This window comes from Burkholderia sp. KCJ3K979 (genome assembly GCF_016759955.1).
GTDB lineage: Bacteria > Pseudomonadota > Gammaproteobacteria > Burkholderiales > Burkholderiaceae > Burkholderia > Burkholderia orbicola.
The window spans coordinates 1-17,126 of the sequence record NZ_JACFYV010000050.1 but is presented as its reverse complement, the minus strand read 5'-3'; the positions used below and the strand labels follow the sequence as shown (position 1 = coordinate 17,126).

At 67.6% G+C, this 17,126-nt stretch carries 14 protein-coding genes; 4 read left to right on the top strand and 10 right to left on the bottom strand.

The features are described 5' to 3' along the window. Positions 1–96: 96 nt before the first annotated feature. Entirely contained in the window at positions 97–480 is a 384-nt protein-coding gene (locus H3O04_RS13900; RefSeq protein ID WP_011544998.1) for a VOC family protein, read from the top strand. A 109-nt stretch (positions 481–589) separates the two neighbouring features. On the opposite strand, the gene H3O04_RS13895 is transcribed toward H3O04_RS13900, so the two are convergent. Next, a complete protein-coding gene (locus H3O04_RS13895; protein WP_202587893.1) occupies positions 590–2,086 on the bottom strand; it encodes an NYN domain-containing protein in 1,497 nt (498 codons plus the stop codon). A gap of 119 nt (positions 2,087–2,205) precedes the next feature. Then, positions 2,206–3,258, bottom strand: coding sequence for an RNA-guided endonuclease InsQ/TnpB family protein (locus H3O04_RS13890; protein ID WP_041489291.1), 1,053 nt, complete (start codon positions 3,256–3,258; stop codon positions 2,206–2,208). Between the two features lie 227 nt (positions 3,259–3,485). Here H3O04_RS13890 and H3O04_RS13885 point away from each other — a divergent pair, with 227 nt between their 5' ends. After that, the gene (locus H3O04_RS13885) at positions 3,486–4,115 is read left to right on the top strand and encodes an SDR family oxidoreductase (protein WP_006476432.1); all 630 of its coding nucleotides are present in this window, start codon (positions 3,486–3,488) and stop codon (positions 4,113–4,115) included. Positions 4,116–4,202: 87 nt separating this feature from the next. On the opposite strand, the gene H3O04_RS13880 is transcribed toward H3O04_RS13885, so the two are convergent. Next, on the bottom strand, positions 4,203–4,751 hold the full coding sequence (locus H3O04_RS13880; RefSeq protein ID WP_011544995.1) for a peroxiredoxin: 549 nt from the start codon (positions 4,749–4,751) through the stop codon (positions 4,203–4,205). A 278-nt stretch (positions 4,752–5,029) separates the two neighbouring features. On the opposite strand from H3O04_RS13880, the gene cdpA reads away from it, so the two are divergent. Together cdpA and H3O04_RS13870 are read left to right on the top strand one after the other, a co-directional pair. Then, positions 5,030–6,772, top strand: a complete 1,743-nt coding sequence (gene cdpA, locus H3O04_RS13875; RefSeq protein ID WP_193759616.1) for a cyclic di-GMP phosphodiesterase CdpA — start codon at positions 5,030–5,032, stop codon at positions 6,770–6,772. A gap of 27 nt (positions 6,773–6,799) precedes the next feature. Continuing rightward, entirely contained in the window at positions 6,800–8,323 is a 1,524-nt protein-coding gene (locus H3O04_RS13870) for an HDOD domain-containing protein (protein WP_011544993.1), read from the top strand. A 99-nt stretch (positions 8,324–8,422) separates the two neighbouring features. Here the strand turns inward: H3O04_RS13870 and H3O04_RS13865 are convergent, their stop codons facing one another. The 7 genes from H3O04_RS13865 to H3O04_RS13835 form a co-directional block, all read right to left on the bottom strand. Further along, on the bottom strand, positions 8,423–9,217 hold the full coding sequence (locus H3O04_RS13865; protein ID WP_202587892.1) for an ABC transporter substrate-binding protein: 795 nt from the start codon (positions 9,215–9,217) through the stop codon (positions 8,423–8,425). Between the two features lie 356 nt (positions 9,218–9,573). Then, entirely contained in the window at positions 9,574–10,602 is a 1,029-nt protein-coding gene (gene astE, locus H3O04_RS13860; RefSeq protein ID WP_011544990.1) for a succinylglutamate desuccinylase, read from the bottom strand. A gap of 7 nt (positions 10,603–10,609) precedes the next feature. After that, positions 10,610–11,950 carry an N-succinylarginine dihydrolase gene (gene astB, locus H3O04_RS13855; RefSeq protein ID WP_011544989.1) on the bottom strand — a complete coding sequence of 447 codons (1,341 nt, stop codon included), beginning with the start codon at positions 11,948–11,950 and terminating at the stop codon, positions 10,610–10,612. Between the two features lie 14 nt (positions 11,951–11,964). After that, entirely contained in the window at positions 11,965–13,428 is a 1,464-nt protein-coding gene (gene astD, locus H3O04_RS13850; protein ID WP_124591677.1) for a succinylglutamate-semialdehyde dehydrogenase, read from the bottom strand. 7 nt (positions 13,429–13,435) lie between these two features. Next, positions 13,436–14,467 (bottom strand): arginine N-succinyltransferase, encoded by a 1,032-nt coding sequence (gene astA, locus H3O04_RS13845; RefSeq protein ID WP_124591678.1) that lies wholly within the window; start codon positions 14,465–14,467, stop codon positions 13,436–13,438. Continuing rightward, positions 14,464–15,531 carry an arginine/ornithine succinyltransferase subunit alpha gene (gene aruF, locus H3O04_RS13840; RefSeq protein ID WP_011544986.1) on the bottom strand — a complete coding sequence of 356 codons (1,068 nt, stop codon included), beginning with the start codon at positions 15,529–15,531 and terminating at the stop codon, positions 14,464–14,466. Before aruF ends, astA begins: the two co-directional genes overlap by 4 nt. A gap of 30 nt (positions 15,532–15,561) precedes the next feature. Further along, positions 15,562–16,794: an aspartate aminotransferase family protein gene (locus H3O04_RS13835; protein WP_027805962.1), complete on the bottom strand. Its 1,233-nt coding sequence runs from the start codon at positions 16,792–16,794 to the stop codon at positions 15,562–15,564. Positions 16,795–17,126: the final 332 nt, after the last annotated feature.

Sequence of the window (17,126 nt, the reverse complement as noted above, 5' to 3'; positions counted from 1 at the left end):
GCTTTCTTTTGCGCTTGATTGCCGGGCTTGATTGCCAGCCGCAATCGGCTATCGTGTGTCCATGCCCACCGCCGCCCCGCCACACGGGAGCCCGCCATGAACGTCCAGCTCAACCACACGATCGTCTGGTGCCGCGACAAGCATGCGTCGAGCCGCTTTCTCACCGAACTGCTGGAATTGCCGCCGCCGACGCCGTTCGGCGCGATGCTGGTCGTCGCGCTCGACAATGGTGTGTCGCTCGATTTTTACGAACAGGCGGGCGAGATCCGGTCGCAGCATTACGCGTTCCTGATCGACGAAGCCGGCTTCGATCGCGTGCTCGCGCGCATTCGCGAACGCGGGCTGCCGCACTGGGCCGATCCGGCGAAGCGGCAACCCGGCGACATCTACCGCCACAACGACGGACGCGGCGTGTACTTCGACGATCCGGACGGTCACTTCCTCGAAGTGATGACGCAGCCGTATGGGCTGAACGGGTAGCGCGGCAGGCCGGCATTGCGCCGGCCCGGATGGCGCGGGTGTCGCCCGGTTGCGGACGAGACCCGGCCGATCGTCAGACTGTCGCCAACTGCCAGCTACCGTTACCCGGTTACTCGGCGGCAGCCGTCGTCTTGCGCGGACGGCGCGCACGCGGTGCCGCCTTGCGGGCCGGTTTCTTCGGCTTGGCGGCGGCCGGCGCTTCGGCAGCGCCTTCGGGCGTCGCGTCGAGCGGCGCCACGTCGTGCGACGATTGCACTGCCTCGTCCCGAGCGCCGGAAGCGCGAGGCGCCGGTTCGGCTGGCGCCACCGCGTGCCGCTCGTCATGCGCTGCGTCGCGATGCGACTCGTCCCCACGCTGGCCGGGCGCGTGCGCATCGCCACCGTGCGCCGCATCGCCCTGCGCAGCGGCGTCCGGCTTGCCGGCGGCGGAGCGATCGGCGCCCTTCGCGGCGGCGCCTTTCTTCGCGCCGGTCTTCTTCGCCGCGCTCTTGCGCGCACGCTTGCGGCCATCCTTCGCGTCGCCATGCGCTTCGGCCACGTCGGGCGTGTCGGGTGCGTCGGGTGTTTCGGCCGGCGTCGCATCGGCGACCTCGGCAAACTCCGCGCCTTCCGCGTCCTCAGCTTCGACCTGCACGCTTTCGTGGACGACGGCTTGCGCGCGCTGCCCGCGACGGCGCGCCTCGCGGCCGGCCGGCACCGCCTCCGCCGCGCGCGTACCGTGGTGACCGCCGTGGTGCGCCGCGCCGCCTTCACCCCCTGCGGCAACGTGCTCGGCTGTGGCCGACTGGCGAGCCCGCGACACGAACGCGCCCGACTTGTCGTCGCGCCCCACTTCGAGCAGCCCGCGCGCCTGCGCCTCGTCGAGCAGGTTGCCGAACGCGCGGAACCCGTAGTACGACTCGTTGAAATCCGGCTTGCGGCGCTTGATCGCGCTCTTGAGCACCGACGCCCAGATCTTGCCGACGTCGTCGCGCTCCGACGCGAGCGCGTCGAACGTCTCGACCGCCAGCGCGATCGCCTCGGCCTTGCGCGCATCCATGTCGTGCTTGCGCGACGGCTCGTCCGGCCGCTTCGCGCCGCCGTTGCCCGCGCGCTGCTGCTGTTCGCGCTTCGCGAGCGCACGCTGCTGCTCGCGCACCAGGTCGTCGTAGAAGATGAATTCGTCGCAGTTCGCGACCAGCAGATCCGACGTCGATTTCTTCACGCCGACGCCGATCACCTTCTTCGCGTTCTCGCGCAGCTTCGACACGAGCGGCGAGAAATCCGAATCGCCGCTGATGATCACGAACGTATCGACGTGCGACTTCGTGTAGCAGAGGTCGAGCGCGTCCACGACGAGCCGGATGTCGGCCGAATTCTTGCCCGACTGGCGCACGTGCGGGATCTCGATCAGCTCGAAGCTCGCCTCGTGCATCGACGCCTTGAAGCCCTTGTAGCGATCCCAGTCGCAATAGGCCTTCTTCACGACGATGCTGCCTTTCAGCAGCAGGCGCTCCAGCACGGGCTTGATGTCGAATTTCTCGTACTTCGCATCGCGCACGCCGAGCGCGACGTTCTCGAAGTCGCAGAACACGGCCATGCTGACGTTGTCCAGGGGTAATGCCATGTGTACTCCAACCGGTGGGCCGCCGCGTTATTCACACGTAGCGGCGAAAAATGCATCGCGCACATGATAGCCGGTCGGCGCGTCATTCCCGCATCCGTGTGATTGACGTCCTCCTCTCCCTAAAGGGAGAGGGTTCCCACACCTGGCGATGCACGTCCGCATCGGAGAATGTTCAACGCAGCGTTGGTATCTCGATCATGCAAGACACCACAGTCACTGCAGACCCACTCTCTTATTCTCAGTCCCGCGATACCTTTCGGCCGCGTCGTGCTGTCTTTCGATCCGCACGCCGAACAGGACTGGGTCGAACCGCTTTCGTCGACTTCCTCGAACGTGGCCCCGTGCGCGATCGCTTTATAGCGGAGCTTGTTTCGGAAGGACGACCAGGATGCGTCGTAGACGCTCTTTGCCATCCTGGTTCTGGCAAGTTTGACGGCAGATACGTTGCCAACCGCGATGTAATCGAAGCGCCGCACCAGATCGAGCGCGAGCTTGTGTTGGAAATCGGCACGCGCATTCGCGACCTTGGCGTGCAGCTTCGCGATATGCCGCTTGTGCTTGTGCGCACGCTGCGCCTTCGCCAACCTTTCAGCCGCGCGCCGGCCAAACTGGTCATTGGGCAGCTTCTCGCCGGTCGAAAGTGTGGTGAAGTCTTTCAGGCCGAGATCGATGCCGACGCCGGAACGGATCGGGCGGGCCTGCACATCGGGCATCTCGATCACGATGTTGAGAAACCAGTTGCCGCGTGCATCCTGCGCGAAGTTGGTCCCGTCCTTGATCTTGCCTTCGGGAAGCGGTCGGCTGTTGAACACGCGAAAGGTGTTGCCCGCGAAACGGAACGCGTCGCCTTCGCGCTTCAGGTCGCGGCCCTTCAGCGGCAACCAGCCCAGCGATTTCCTGCCGCGATAGCGCAGGTAGGGCCGACGGTGCTGACTGCGCGACTTCGCGTATTGCTCGCACGTCGCGTTGACCGTGCCGGAGTGAATACCGAGTTCCTTGCTGCTGCCAGTCGTCAGCACGTTCAGGTCGAATCCCGTCGGCCACTTCTTGCCCCACTTGAGCGCGTGCTTCTGCGTGTCGTTGCAGAAGTTCCAGACGTAGTTCACCGCGCGGCTCTGCTTGTTGAGCAGTCCGTTGAGCGATTTCACCCGGTAGCGATAGACAAGGATCATGCCGGCCATTTTAACGGTGGAATGCCGCTGTCAAACAGCTGCGCTCCTTTCCTCCCCGTCCTGAAGGACGAGGTTTCCCGGAGCAACTGATGAATGAACGCCGGTACGCCCGATGCCGGTACGCCCCTTATTACACCCCCGCCGCCGGGTCGATTCGACATTACACTTGAGTTATCGGTCGTCCGTCCCTATCTGGATGGATGACGCATCGAGCAAGGAGCGGTTTCATGACGACGAAGGTACTGCTGATTGGCGCGACCGGCCGGACGGGCCAGGCCTGCGCGGATCTGCTGCTGAAGCAGCCGGAGTTCGAGGTCACGGCGCTCGTGCGCCGGCACGGCTATGCGCTGGCGGGCGCACGGGTCGTCGAGGCCGATCTGACGAACGATTTCTCGCACGCGTTCCAGGGCATCACGCACGTGATCTACACGGCAGGCTCGGCGGAATCGGACGGTGCGACCGAAGAGGAGCAGGTCGACCGCGACGCGGTCGCCCGCGCGGCCGACTACGCGCTGGCCTACAACACGCAGAAGCTCGTGGTGGTCAGCTCGCTGTCCGCGTACCGGCCCGAGCAGGGCCCGGACGCGCTGCACCACTATTCGCAGATGAAGCGCGAAGGCGACGAGCGCGTGATCGCGTCGGGCGTCGACTATGTGATCCTGCGCCCGGGCCCGCTCACGGACGATCCGGGCGTCGGCAAGATCGCGCTGACCGACCGGTGGCTCGAGCCCGCGCCGCCCGTCTCGCGCCAGGATGTTGCATGGGCCGCGATCGAGGCGATCAAGCTCGGCATCTCGCGCAAGATCGTCGGCTTCGTCGGCGGCAGCGTGCCGATCGAACAGGCATTGCGCGCGTAACGGCCCGTCGCGCGCCTCCCGGAAGGGCGGCGCATGCCCGTGCCCGCGGCCCGCACGACGGGCCGTTTTCACGTGCGGGGCAGCCGCTTACTGCTTCGGATGCGCGTCGGCCCACGCCTTCACGGCGGCGAGCGTGTTCTCGACGTGCTTGTCGGGCGACAGGCTCGTGTATTCGTAGAGAACCTTCCCTTCCGGCGAAATCACATAGGACACGCGGTTGGCCCGGTCGAGCGCCGGCAGCTTCGCGTCGTATTCGCGGATGATCTTCGCGTCCGGGTCGGCCGCCACCGGGAACTTGCTGCGGCACTCGCTCACCGAGAACTTCGTCAGCGTGTCGATGTTGTCGGCCGACACGCCGATCACCGTCGCGCCGTAAGCCTTGTAACGGTCGACCGCGTCCGCAAACGCATGCGCCTCGATCGTGCAGCCCTTCGTGAACGCCGCCGGATAGAAATACAGCACGACCGGCCCCTGCTTCAGTGCGTCCGCGAGCGAGTACGTGTAAGTCTTGCCGCCCAGCGACGCCTGCGTCGTGAAATCGGGCGCCGCGGCGCCCGGCCTCAGTTCCGCCTGCGCCAGCAGCGCATGGCCGGCCACCAGCGCCGCCATGGCGCCCAGCAACAGTTTTCGCTTCATCTGCGTCCTCATTTCTTATAAAGTCGGCCTCGATGCAGGCCATTCAGGTGTTCGCCTGTCGAACGCCTGCCTCGTTGACCCGGACCGCGGCAGCGCCGCCCGCGGCCGGCCCGTTAAAGATTTCTGACAGTCTGCCGTTATTCCTTCCGGACAACCGGTTCCAGCCCTTCACGTCAGCGAGAAACATGGAAGCCAACAGGAAACAGACGTCACGCAAGGGCTCCTGGCGCAGCGCCTTGCATACGCTGCGACGCTTCGCTCGGTCGGGCGGCGCGCTGATGCCCGCGCGCGCCGTCGCGCCGCGCCGCGACGACTCCGTGCGCAACTGGCTGGAACAGACGGTCGGCACGGTGGATTTCCTCGCCCACGTCGACCGCGAGCTGCGCTTTCTGTACGTGTCCGACGCCAGCCTGCGCTTCATCGGCTACCACCGCGACTATCTGCATACGCTGACGCTGCGCGACCTGATCGCCGAACAGGATACCCCGGCGCTCGAAGGCCTGCTTGCACGCGCCGCCCGTTCCGGCCAGGTCGAGAAGGCGACGATGTGCATCGTCAAGTCGCTCACCTACCCGCTGGACGTCGAGATCCGCGCGTTCAAGAGCCGCCACCACGGCGTCGACGGCTTCGCGATCGCGGCGTTCGACGTGTCGTCGTGGCGCGCGCTCGAGGCTCGCCTGACGTACGAAATGCACCACGACCCGATGACGGGGCTCGACAACCTGTCCGCGCTCGTGCCGGCGCTGATGGCCGCGCAGCAGACGGCCGACGAGAGCGGCACCTGCGCGGCGCTGCTGCTGCTCGACCTCGACGACTACCAGCGGATCAACCGCGCGCTCGGCTACGACGCCGGTGACATGCTGCTGCGCGAGACCGCACAGCGGCTGAAGGCGCTCGTCACGCCGAACGAGCGGCTCGCGCGCGTCGCGAGCGACAAGTTCGCGGTCGTGCTGGGCGCAGCGGACCGCGCGCAGGCGAGCCATGCCGCCGATGCGCTCGCGCGCCGGCTGCAGGCCGCGGTGCGCGAGCCCTATGTATTTCAGGGGCAGACCGTGCACCTGTCCGCGAGCATCGGCATCGCGCTCTATCCTGACGAACGTGCCGCACCGCACCGGGCGCAGCATCACAGCCCGCTGCTGCGCCGCGCCGACCACGCGCTCGCGCAGGCGAAGGCATCGGGCGGCAACGCGCTCGCGTTCCATGCGCCCGTCGACGATCCGGCCGACGCCGAACGGCTCAAGCTCGAGGCGGATCTGTACGACGGCGTGCGCAACGGCGAGTTTTCGCTCCATTTCCAGCCGATCACGCGCAGCCAGTCGGGCGCGGTGGTCGGCGTCGAGGCACTGATCCGCTGGCGCCATCCGGTGCACGGCCTCGTGCCGCCGGCCACCTTCATCCCGCTCGCCGAATCGATCGGCCTGATCAACTACCTCGGCAACTGGGTGCTCAAGGCCGCGTGCATGCAGCTCGTCGCGTGGGACGGCCAGGGGCTCGCGCTGCAATACGTGGCGGTCAACGTGTCGCCGCAGCAGTTCCGCGACCCGCGCTTCACGCAGAGCGTGCGCGAGGCGATCGCGCTGACCGGCATCGACCCGCGCCGCATCGTGCTCGAAATCACCGAAAGCCTGCTGATGCACGATCCCGCGCACGCGAAAATCCTGCTCGAGGAACTGACCGGTCTCGGCATCCGCTTCGCGATCGACGATTTCGGCACCGGCTATTCGAGCCTCGCCTATCTGCAGCGTTTCCCGCTCGCGAAGCTGAAGATCGACCGCAGTTTCGTCGAGAACCTGCTGACGTCGCGCAACGACCGCGCGATCGTGTCCGCGGTGGTCGGCCTCGCGCAGACACTGGATCTCGAGCTCGTTGCCGAAGGCGTCGAGACCGAGGCGCAGCGCGCGCTGCTGTCGGAGATGGGCTGCAATCACATCCAGGGCTGGCTCGTCTGCCAGGCGCTGCCGTCCGAGGAGCTCGCGCGGCGCTTCGAGGCGCAGCAGCTGCACCTGCACGCCGCCGCCTGACGCGCGCGGCGAACCGAACAGATCCGTATGTCAACCACCGAATACCTGCCCCGCACCGCGCTGCTCGACAAGCTGTGGGCCCGGATGAACGAACGGGGCGATTTCCCGCTGCTGTCGGAATCGCTGCGCGCGACGATGGCCGCGATGAAGAACGACGACCTCGACTTCACCGCGCTCGTGCGCGTCGTGCTGTCGGACTTCGCGCTCACGCAGAAAGTGCTGCGGCTCGCGAACTCCGCGATGTACATGGCGTTCGGCGGCAACATCACCACCGTGACCCGCGCACTGATGGTGCTCGGCATGGACGCCGTCGGCCATCTCGTCGTCGGGTTGAAGCTCGTCGACCATTTCCATCAGAGCACGCCGCGGCGCATCGACGCGAAGCTGGCACTGAACCGCGCGCTGCTGTCCGGCTGCGTCGCGCGCAAGCTCACCGAGCGCGCCGAACTGCGCTCGGGCGAGGAAGCCGTCGTCTGCACGCTGATGCGCCAGGTCGGCAAGCTGCTGGTGGTCTGCTATCTCGACAACGAATGGGATCACATCCGCCGCCGCGCGGCCGAGTTGAACGGCGACGAATCGGCCGCCTGCGTCGACGTGCTTGGCGTCGGCTTCGACGAGATCGGTCTCGAAGCCGCCGCGCGCTGGCGGCTGCCCGACGTGATCCGCGCGGGGATGGCCAACGGAGATCACGCGGCGCACGCCGACGCGTTCGACGACGACGGCGACGCCCGCCACGCGGGCCCGGCGGCAGACGACGGTCCGGCCGATCGCGGCCCGGCCGACCGCATCCGCTGGCTGCGCGCGGTGAGCCGCTGCTCGACCGACGTCGCCGGCGCGCTCGTCATGCCCGCGAGCCCGCAGCGCGACGCGCGCATCGCGGCGCTCGCGCAGCACTACGGCGCGGAGCTCGACATGGAATCCGACGCGCTCGTCGAGATCGCCGAGCGGCTCGCGCGCGAGGAAGCGAGCGACACCGTGATGCGCGAGATCGTCGAGTTGCGCGCGAACGCCGATGCGATCGCGCGCGCCCAAGCCGCGCCCGAGGCCTGCCTCGAAGCCGGTCTGGCCGACCTGCGCGCGCTGCCGTCCGAGCACGTGCTGACGCCGGTGCTCGCGCTCGCGTCGGAAAGCCTGCTGGCCGGCCTCGCGTTCACGCGCACCGTGATGTTCGTGCGTCACGACGACGGTACGTTCGCCGCGCGCCTGGGCTTCGGCCCCGGCGTCGACACGGCGCTCGACCGGCTGCGCTTCGACGAACGCTTCGAGCCGGACGTGTTTCATCTCGCGATCTCGAACTCGGTCGGCATCTTCATCGAGCAGGCGCAGGAGCCAAAGATGATGAAGCGCCTGCCCGCGTGGTATCTCGACGCGTTCGACGACACGCGCGCATTCGTGCTGCTGCCCGTGCGCGTCGGCACGACGAGTGTCGCGCTGCTGTACGGCGACTGGGCCGGCGCGCAACCCGCACGCAAGATCTCGCAGCAGGAGATGGCCGTGCTCAACGAACTCGCGCGCGAGCTGGGGCGGTTCTTTCCCGCGCAGCCAGGCTGACGGCCGGCGCGCGTCCGGCGTTTTCGCTCCCCAAAAGAAAAACCCGGCCGCATCAGCGGCCGGGTTTTCTTTACAACAGCGTGCGCTCGAGCGATGCGCTTACTTGAGCGTGACGGGCACGCTGAAGTACTTCTTCGCGAGGTTGTCGATCGTGCCGTCGGCCTTCAGTTCCTTCAGCGCCTGATCGAGCGCGGTCTTCAGTGCCGCGTCGTTCTTGCGCAGGCCGAAGCCGACGCCCGAGCCGAGGATCTCGGTGTCGCTGACCGTGCCGCCCGCGAACGCGAAGCCCTGGCCTTGCGGCTTCGCCAGGAAGCCCTTCGAGCCGGCTTCCGAATCCTGGAACGTCGCGTCGAGACGGCCCGACTTCAGGTCGGCGTACGCCAGATCCTGCGTCTGGTACGGCACGACTTCAACACCGGCCGGCGCCCACTTCTTCTTTGCATACGCTTCCTGGATCGTGCCCTGCAGCACGCCGACGCGCTTGCCCTTCAGCGATTGCGGGGTCGGCAGCAGGCCGCTGCCCTGCTTCGCGATCAGCTGGTTCGGAATCGTGTAGATCGGATCGGTGAATGCGATCGCGTGCTTGCGCTGCTCGGTGATCGTCATGTCCGAGTTGATCGCGTCGAACTTGCGCGCCTGCAGCGCCGGGATCAGGCCGTCGAAGTCGTTCTCGACCCACACGCACTTGGTCTTCAGCTTCGCGCACACCGCGTTGCCGATGTCGATGTCGAAGCCGGTCAGTTTGCCGTCGGGCGTCTTGTATTCGAACGGTGCGTACGAGGCCTCGACGCCGAACCGGATCTCCTTCAGATCCGCGGCAAACGCGCTGCCTGCCGCCATCGCCGATGCCGCCACCACCGCATGCGCGGCCACTTTACGCCAATCCAACTTCATCAGGTGTTCTCCTCGATACTCGAATGTTCCGGAACTACGGGCGCATGCATCATTGCAGGGTCGGATGACACCGACAATGCCGATGCCGCGCCGTGATGCGGCGCAACAGCCGCAAGGCCGCGATTGTACCAATCCGCGCGGCCCGATATGGCAAAGCGGCCACCGATATGCAATGCTGCGCTGCGCGTCCGGGAGCCGCCACGCGCCCCGTCGAACTCGCAAGACGGTGTCGCAAATACGCAAGCGTGGCGCGTGCGCCGGCCGTGCGGCGGGCGGGTGTTATCGCAAAAAAATGAAGGGACCGCGAGACGATGCGCGGACTGCGAGTCGCCGCAGCCCGCACGATCGCACCCTGATCAGACGAGTGCGGCCAGCGTGTCGCGCGTCGTATCGACGACGAGCAGGCCCGCGCGCAGGCCGGGCTTCACGGTCGGGTTCGGAAACACGATGCGTTCCTCGTCGTGCTTCACCGTGTAGCGGTAGTCGCCGTCCTGCGCGAGCACGGTGCCGCGCGTGAACGCGGTGAAGTTCGCGACGTCGGCCGCGACGAACAGCTCGAGCGCGTCGCTCTGCTTCGTGATCTGGTCGATGACGGTGAACACGCGCGGCAACGTGGCACCGCCTTCCGCCCGCCCACCCGACACGAGCTTGCGCACCGCGCGGTCGGCCGGCGCGAAGCGCGTCAGGTCGTTCTGGCCGAACGGACGCACCTTGCCGAGCTCCAGCGTGCACGCGAGCGCGCCGCAATGCTCGGCCGTGAAATGCGAATACGTGTTGCCCTTCGCCGTATGCAGCAGCACGGCCGCGATGCGTGCATCGCCGAGCCATTCGACCATCGCGCGCGTGGGCGGCGTGCCCGTGTGCGGCAGCAGCGCGAACTGTTCGAACACCGATGCGCGAATCGCCGTGTGCATGTCGATATGCCAGCGTGCGCTGCCCGCCGGCGCCGCCCCGAAGAACGCGGATGCCGCCGCTTCGAGCTGCGCGGCGCGCGGCGCTTCGCGACTCGCGGGCACCTGCGCGTGACGGCCGCTGAACAGGCGGTTCAGGTCATCGTCGAGATAGCGTTCGCCCGCGCGCATCGCCGGCACGTTGCCGAGCACGACGAGCAGCCGGCACGCGAGCGGCAGCGCACCCGCCACGAGGTCGCGCGCGAGCATCGACAGCAGCTCGATCGGCGCGGTCTCGTCGCCATGCACGCCGGCCGACACGAGCACGCTCGCGCGCGCCGCGGCGTCGGTCGCCGCCGGTTCGAACGCGAGCAGCCCGTCGCCGAGCCATTGCCAGCGCACCGCGCCGCCCGCGCAGGCGCCGTCCCGTTCGGCCGGCGCGTCACCAGCGAGCGTGAACGCCAGAAAATCGTCGAGCAACGCGGCGGCCGGCATCCGTGCCTCAGCGCTGGAAGTCATACAGCGAACCGACGCGCAGGATCTGCGTAAGCTCGTCGAGCGCCGTACGCGACTCGTCGAGCAGCGCCGGATCGGCGAGGTCTTCCGGTGCGAGGCGGTCACGATAGTGCTTGTCGATCCACGCGTCGAGCGACGCGAACAGCGTGTCGTTGATCCACACGTTCGACGTGACGGCCGCGCGCTCGGCGTCGTTCAGCACGACGCGCAGGCGCAGGCACGCCGGGCCGCCGCCATTCTTCATGCTTTCGCGCAGGTCGAACACGAGCACGTCGTGAATCGGGCCGTTGCCGGCCGCCAGCTGGTCGAGATAGGCGGCGACCCGCGCGTTCTCGCGGCATTCCTGCGGCACGACGAGCACCTGCGAACCATCCGCGCGCGACAACAGCTGGCTGTTGAACAGGTAGGACGTCACCGCGTCGTTCACGCTCACCGCCGCGTCGGGCACCTCGATCACGTTCAGGCGCGCACCGCGCGCGTCGAGCGCGGCGGTCAGCGTGTCGTAGATCGCCTGCTTGTTGACGAACGCGCGTTCGTGCGTGAACAGCGTGTCGCGGTTGCCGACCGAGATCACGTCGTTGTGGAACACGCCCGCGTCGATCACGTCCGGGTCCTGCTGCGCGTACACCGTCGCTTCCTCTGCGAGCCCGTGGCGATGCGCGACCGCGCGGCTCGCCTCGAAGGTCTGACGTGCCGGGAAGCGCTTCGGCTCGGGGCCGCGACGGTATTCGGCGCGGCCGTACACGAAGAATTCGATGCCCGGCTTGCCGTATTCGGCGCAGAAGCGCGTATGGTTCGCCGCGCCTTCGTCGCCGAGCGCCGGCGTGCCGGTCAGCGCTTCGTGCACCGCGAAGTGCGTGGGGTCCGCGAACAGCGTCGACAGCGTGCGGCGCGTCGCTTCGTGCTCGATCGCGCGATGCAGCTTGCTGCACAGGTTCGCCGGCGTGAAGTGCACGCGGCCGTCGCTGGTATCCGCCGACGGGCTGACGGTGGCCGCGTTCGCGGTCCACATCGCCGACGCCGAGCTCGCCGCGGCGAGCAATTCGGGCGCCTGCTTCGCGGCCTTCGCGATCACGTCCGCGTCCTTGCCGGAGAAGCCGAGCTCGCGCAACAGGCGCAGCGACGGCCGCTCCTGCGGCGGCAGCACGCCTTGCGCGAAACCGAGATCCGCGAGCTGCTTCATCTTGCGCAGCCCCTGCTTCGCGGCGGCCTTCGGGTTCGCGGCCGACTTCTCGTTGTTGAGCGACGCCACGTTGCCGAACGACAGCCCGGCGTAGTTGTGGGTCGGGCCGACGAGCCCGTCGAAATTGGCTTCTTGTGCGTTCATCGTCGTTCCCTCGATCAGAAATGCAGGCCCGGCGACAGGCTCGCGGGCAAAGTCAGTTGCGTGCTCTCCACCGACGCCATCGGGTACGCGCAATAGTCGGCCGCGTAGTACGCGCTCGGGCGATGGTTGCCCGAGCGGCCCGTGCCGCCGAACGGCGCGGCGGACGATGCGCCATTGGTCGGCCGGTTCCAGTTGACGATCCCGGCGCGGATCGTGCGGCGGAAGTGCTCCCATACCTTCGCGTCGTCGGCCAAGAGGCCTGCGGACAGGCCGAACGCCGTGTCGTTCGCGCGTTCGATCGCCTCATCGAACGTCGCGTAGCGGACGACCTGCGCGAGCGGGCCGAAATGCTCTTCGTCGGGCAGGTTCGCGACGCCCGTCACGTCGACGATCGCCGCATTCACGAAGCCGAGGCGCGGATCGCGCTGTGTCATCGCGACGATCGGCTTCGCGCCCTGCTCGACCAGGCGCGCCTGCGCATCGACCAGCTTCGCGGCCGCGCGTGCCGAGATCACCGCGCCCATGAACGGCTGCGGATCGGCGTCGAACACGTCGGCGGTGATCTTCGACGTGACGTCTGCGAAGCGCGCGAGGAAGCGGTCGCCGAACGCGCCCTGCGGCACGAAGATGCGGCGCGCGCACGTGCAGCGCTGGCCGGCCGACAGGAACGCCGACTGGATCGTGTGATGCACGGCCGCGTCGATGTCCTCGACTTCGCCGATCACGAGCGGGTTGTTGCCGCCCATCTCGAGCGCGAGCACGATCTCCGGACGGCCGCCGAACTGCTTGTGCAGCAGCGTGCCCGTATCGGAACTGCCGGTGAAGAACAGCCCGTCGATCTGCCGATGGTTCGCGAGCGCGATGCCGGTGTCCTTCTCGCCCTGCACGAGGTTCAGCACGCCGGCCGGCAACCCGGCTTCCTGCCACACCTCGACCGTCGCGCGCGCGACGCCCGGCGCAAGCTCCGACGGCTTGAACACGATCGTGTTGCCGGCGATCAGCGCCGGCACGATATGACCGTTCGGCAAGTGGCCGGGGAAGTTGTACGGGCCGAACACCGCGACGACGCCGTGCGGGCGGTGACGCAGCACCGCGACGCCGTCGGCCATGTCCTGACGCTTCTCGCCGGTGCGTTCCTGATACGCCTGGATCGAGATGCCGACCTTCGCGGCCATCGATGCGACTTCGGTGCGCGCTTCCCACAGCGGTTTGCCCGTCTCGCGGCCGATCGCGGTCGCGATCGCTTCCTTGCGCTCGGTGAGCAACGCGGCGAAGCGCTTGACGATTTCGCAGCGCGCTTCGAAGTCGAGCGCCGACCAGCCGGCGAACGCGCGACGTGCGCTCGCGACCGCACGGTCGACGTCGGCCGCCGACGCGCTCTCGCCCTGCCAGGCGACGGCGTCGGTGCCGGGGTTGCGCGAAGCGAAGACGGGGCCCGAGCCTGCGACCCAGGCGCCGTCGATGAAGAGTTCCGTCATGATTCGTTTATCCCTGTTTGACTTTGAGCGGCAGTACGCGGACCGGATCGCCGGCCTTCACGTCGAGCGCGATGGCATCGTCGGCCGACAGCACGAACGCGCCGTTCGCGACCACGCCCGGCGCGACGCCGACGCGGAAATCGCCCAGCGACGTGTTCGACACCAGCGACCGAGGGGCGTCGTCCCGCGCGTCGGGCACGCCGATCGCGACCGGTACGACGACGCTCTCGCGCACCGTGCGCAGGTCGTTGACGTGGCATTCGAGCACGGGGCCCGCGTCGAAGATGTCGACGTGGTTCTGGTAGCGCAGCCCTTCCGCTTCGAGCATCTTGCGGGCCGGCAGCGTGTCGCGGTGCGTGAGCCCGACCGCGTCCTGCGCGTCCTGCGGCAGCAGGTCGACGTATACCGGATAGCGCGGCATCAGTTCCGCGAGGAACGACTTGCGGCCGTGCGAGCTCAGGTAATCGGCCGCGTTGAAGTCGATCTGGTAGAAGTGCGAACCGACCGCGCGCCAGAACGGCGACGTGCCGTCCTCGTCGAAGTGGCCGCGCAGTTCCGCGCAGATGCGTTCCGGAAAGCGGTCGCGGAACTGCGCGATGAACATGAAACGCGAGCGCGACAGCAGGCCGCCGACGCCGCCCGTGCGATAGCGCGGGCTCAGGAACAGCGAGCACACTTCCGCGTAGCCCGTCAGGTCGTGCGAGATGTTCAGCGCGGACATCCGCGTCCACACGCCGAGCTCCTGGCTCGCATGCACGACCGTGCTCACGCGGTAGTTGTAGAACGGCTGCTCGAGGCCGACCTGCGTTTCGATCCCGCACACGCCCGCGATGTCGCCCGTCTTCGATTCTTCCATCACGAAGAAGTAGCCGGCTTCGCCCGGCGCGGCCCGGCCTTCGAGCGTGCGGCGCGAGCGTTCGATGCGCGCGGCGAGCGCGTCGCGGTCGGGCTTGAACGTGGTCAGCCCCGGCCCGGTTTCCTGCGCGAGCGACACGAGCGCGTCGACGTCGCCCGTTTGTACGACCCGAACGACGATCATGCTGCGTCTCCCTTCAAATCTTCCTCGTCGCGGCGGTGCAGCGGCACGCAGCGCACGACATCGCCGTCCTTCACGTCGAGCGCCGCGCGCACGTCGCCGGCCAGCGGCGCCTCGGCGCCGCCCGCATCGGCCGTGTCGCCCGGCAGGTCGGCCAGCACGCAGCGGAACGATTCGCCGCTGCCGGTCGACACCATGTACGCGACGTCGCCCTGCTGGTGCGCGGCCTCGCGCACGACGCGCTCCGACGCCTGCTTCACGCACGCGGTACGGTCGACCTGCGCGGTCAGCACCGGGCCCGCGTCGAAGATGTCGACGAAGCGGTCGGGCTCGAAGCCTTCCTCGAGATGGATGTCGTACGCGAGCAACGCCGTTTCGTTCGGCTCGCCGAGCACGCGCTGCGCGGCTTCGGGCAACAGCGGCACGTAGAGCGGATAGGCCGGCATCACTTCCGCGATGAACGTGCGGCTGCGGCCGCCCGACGCGATGTCGACGTCGGTGAAGTCGCGGCCGAAGAACTTGCGGCCCACCGCTTCCCAGAACGGCGATGCGCCGTTGCCGTCGCTCACGCCGAGCAGCAGCGTGAATACTTCCGGCGTGAAGCGGCGGCGGTTCGCGGCGATGTACATCATCCGGGCGCGCGAGATCAGGTGCGCGGCCGCGTCGCCGCGCAGCGACGGATCGACGTAGAAGCCCGCGAGCCGGCTCTTGCCGGTCAGCTCGTGCGACATCGTGAGCGCGTGGATCTTGCGGTTCACGTGCAACTCGCGCGACGCGTGGATCAGCGCGTCGTTGCGGAACGCGTAGAACGGCTCCGAGTAGCCGGCCGCGGCCACGATGCTCGCCGTGCCGAGCAGCTTGCCGGTCGACGAATCCTCGAGCACGAAGAGGTAGAACTCCTCGCCGGCGAAGTCGACGTCCGCGCGAAACGAATCCTCGGAAAGCGCCACACGCGCTTCGAGCGCCGCGCGGTCGTGCGGCAGCGAGTGCAGGACCGGCTGCGCGGTGCGCGCCATGTGCGCGAGCGCATCGAGATCCGTGAGTTTGCCGGGGCGAACAAATAGCATCGTCGTTCCTGTCTGCGATGGGCGCGCCGATCAGCGCGCGGTGGCTTCCTGGGCCGCGAGCACTTGTTCGACCGCTTTCTCGAAGCGCTTCACGCCTTCGTCGAGCAGGTCGAACGGGATCACCAGCGACGGGACGAAACGCAGCACGTTCGGGCCGGCGATCAGCATGATCAGGCCGTTCTCGGCGGCGGCGGTGACGAAGTCCTTCGCGCGGCCGTCGAATGCGGCGGTGAGTTCCGCGCCGACCAGCAGGCCCTTGCCGCGCACGTCCTTGAAGATGCCGAAGCGCGCGTTGATGCGTTCCAGCGCGCCCTTCAGGCGCACGCTGCGTTCGCGCACGCCTTCGAGCAGCGCCGGGTCGCCGATCAGCTCGACGACCTTGTCCGCGATTGCCGATGCGAGCGGGTTGCCGCCGTACGTCGTGCCGTGCACGCCGACCTTGAAGTGCGCGGCCAGTTCGTTCGTCGTCAGCATCGCGCCGATCGGGAAGCCGTTGCCGAGCGCCTTGGCGGTCGTCAGGATGTCCGGCGTGACGCCCGTGTCCATGTAGGCGTAGAACTGGCCGGTGCGGCCCACGCCCGTTTGCACTTCATCGAAAATCAGCAGTGCGCCGTTGGCGTCGCACGCTTCGCGCAGCGCCTTCAGGAACGCCGGATCGGCGGGGATCACGCCGCCCTCGCCTTGCACCGGCTCGACGATCACGGCGCAGGTTTTCGGGCCGATCGCGGCCTTCGCGGCTTCGATGTCGTTGAACGGCAGGTGCTTGATGCCTTCCGGCACCGGGCCGAAGCCTTCCGAGTACTTCGGCTGACCGCCGACGCTGACCGTGAAGAACGTGCGGCCGTGGAACGACTGCACGAACGACACGATTTCGTACTTATCGGCGCCGTGGCGGTCGAAGGCGACGCGGCGCGCGAGCTTCAGTGCGGCTTCGTTGGCTTCCGCGCCCGAGTTTGCGAAGAACGCGCGATCGGCGAAGGTCAGCGATTCGAGGCGCTTCGCGAGGCGCAGCACCGGTTCGTTCGTGTAGCCGTTGCCGATGTGCCAGAGCTTGCGGCCTTGTTCGTCCAGCACCTTCAGCAGTTCCGGGTGGCCGTGGCCGAGCGACGTGACCGCGATGCCGCACGCGAAATCGATGTACTCGCGGCCGGCCGTGTCCCACACGCGGGAGCCCTCTGCGCGATCCGGCACGAACGGGGCGGGAGAGAATACCGGCACCATCACTTCGTCGAATGTCTGGCGGGTCACGGTCGAGGTCGTCATGGTCGTTCCTTTCGGTTTCGTAAGAGGGTTCAACAGGATCAAGTTTAGGTAAGGGTGACGCAAGCGTCTTGCGGAATTGCGACGGGTTCTATCGGAAGGTTTTGGTTTTGCCCTTTAGGGCCGGGGGCCGGCTACGCCGTGTCGGTATTTTGGGGCTTTTTCTCTCTTGTCTGGGGCTTGCTTCCGGTGTCGCGAAGCACCTGCAATCGTGTCGGTCTATTAGCGTCGCCCCTGCGCGGGGCAGCGGTCACTTTTCTTTGTCTTGCCAAAGAAAAGTAACCAAAAGAAAGGCGCTCGGATATCGCATGACTTACCGGCGCCATGGCGCCCCG

Coding starts and splice junctions, on each gene's coding strand:
- H3O04_RS13835 (WP_027805962.1), bottom strand. CDS start 16,794: ATGACGACCTCGACCGTGACCCGCCAGACATTCGACGAAGTGATGGTG.
- H3O04_RS13885 (WP_006476432.1), top strand. CDS start 3,486: ATGACGACGAAGGTACTGCTGATTGGCGCGACCGGCCGGACGGGCCAG.
- H3O04_RS13865 (WP_202587892.1), bottom strand. CDS start 9,217: ATGAAGTTGGATTGGCGTAAAGTGGCCGCGCATGCGGTGGTGGCGGCA.
- H3O04_RS13900 (WP_011544998.1), top strand. CDS start 97: ATGAACGTCCAGCTCAACCACACGATCGTCTGGTGCCGCGACAAGCAT.
- aruF (WP_011544986.1), bottom strand. CDS start 15,531: ATGCTATTTGTTCGCCCCGGCAAACTCACGGATCTCGATGCGCTCGCG.
- cdpA (WP_193759616.1), top strand. CDS start 5,030: ATGCCCGCGCGCGCCGTCGCGCCGCGCCGCGACGACTCCGTGCGCAAC.
- astE (WP_011544990.1), bottom strand. CDS start 10,602: ATGCCGGCCGCCGCGTTGCTCGACGATTTTCTGGCGTTCACGCTCGCT.
- H3O04_RS13880 (WP_011544995.1), bottom strand. CDS start 4,751: ATGAAGCGAAAACTGTTGCTGGGCGCCATGGCGGCGCTGGTGGCCGGC.
- astB (WP_011544989.1), bottom strand. CDS start 11,950: ATGAACGCACAAGAAGCCAATTTCGACGGGCTCGTCGGCCCGACCCAC.
- H3O04_RS13890 (WP_041489291.1), bottom strand. CDS start 3,258: ATGATCCTTGTCTATCGCTACCGGGTGAAATCGCTCAACGGACTGCTC.
- H3O04_RS13895 (WP_202587893.1), bottom strand. CDS start 2,086: ATGGCATTACCCCTGGACAACGTCAGCATGGCCGTGTTCTGCGACTTC.
- astD (WP_124591677.1), bottom strand. CDS start 13,428: ATGACGGAACTCTTCATCGACGGCGCCTGGGTCGCAGGCTCGGGCCCC.
- H3O04_RS13870 (WP_011544993.1), top strand. CDS start 6,800: ATGTCAACCACCGAATACCTGCCCCGCACCGCGCTGCTCGACAAGCTG.
- astA (WP_124591678.1), bottom strand. CDS start 14,467: ATGATCGTCGTTCGGGTCGTACAAACGGGCGACGTCGACGCGCTCGTG.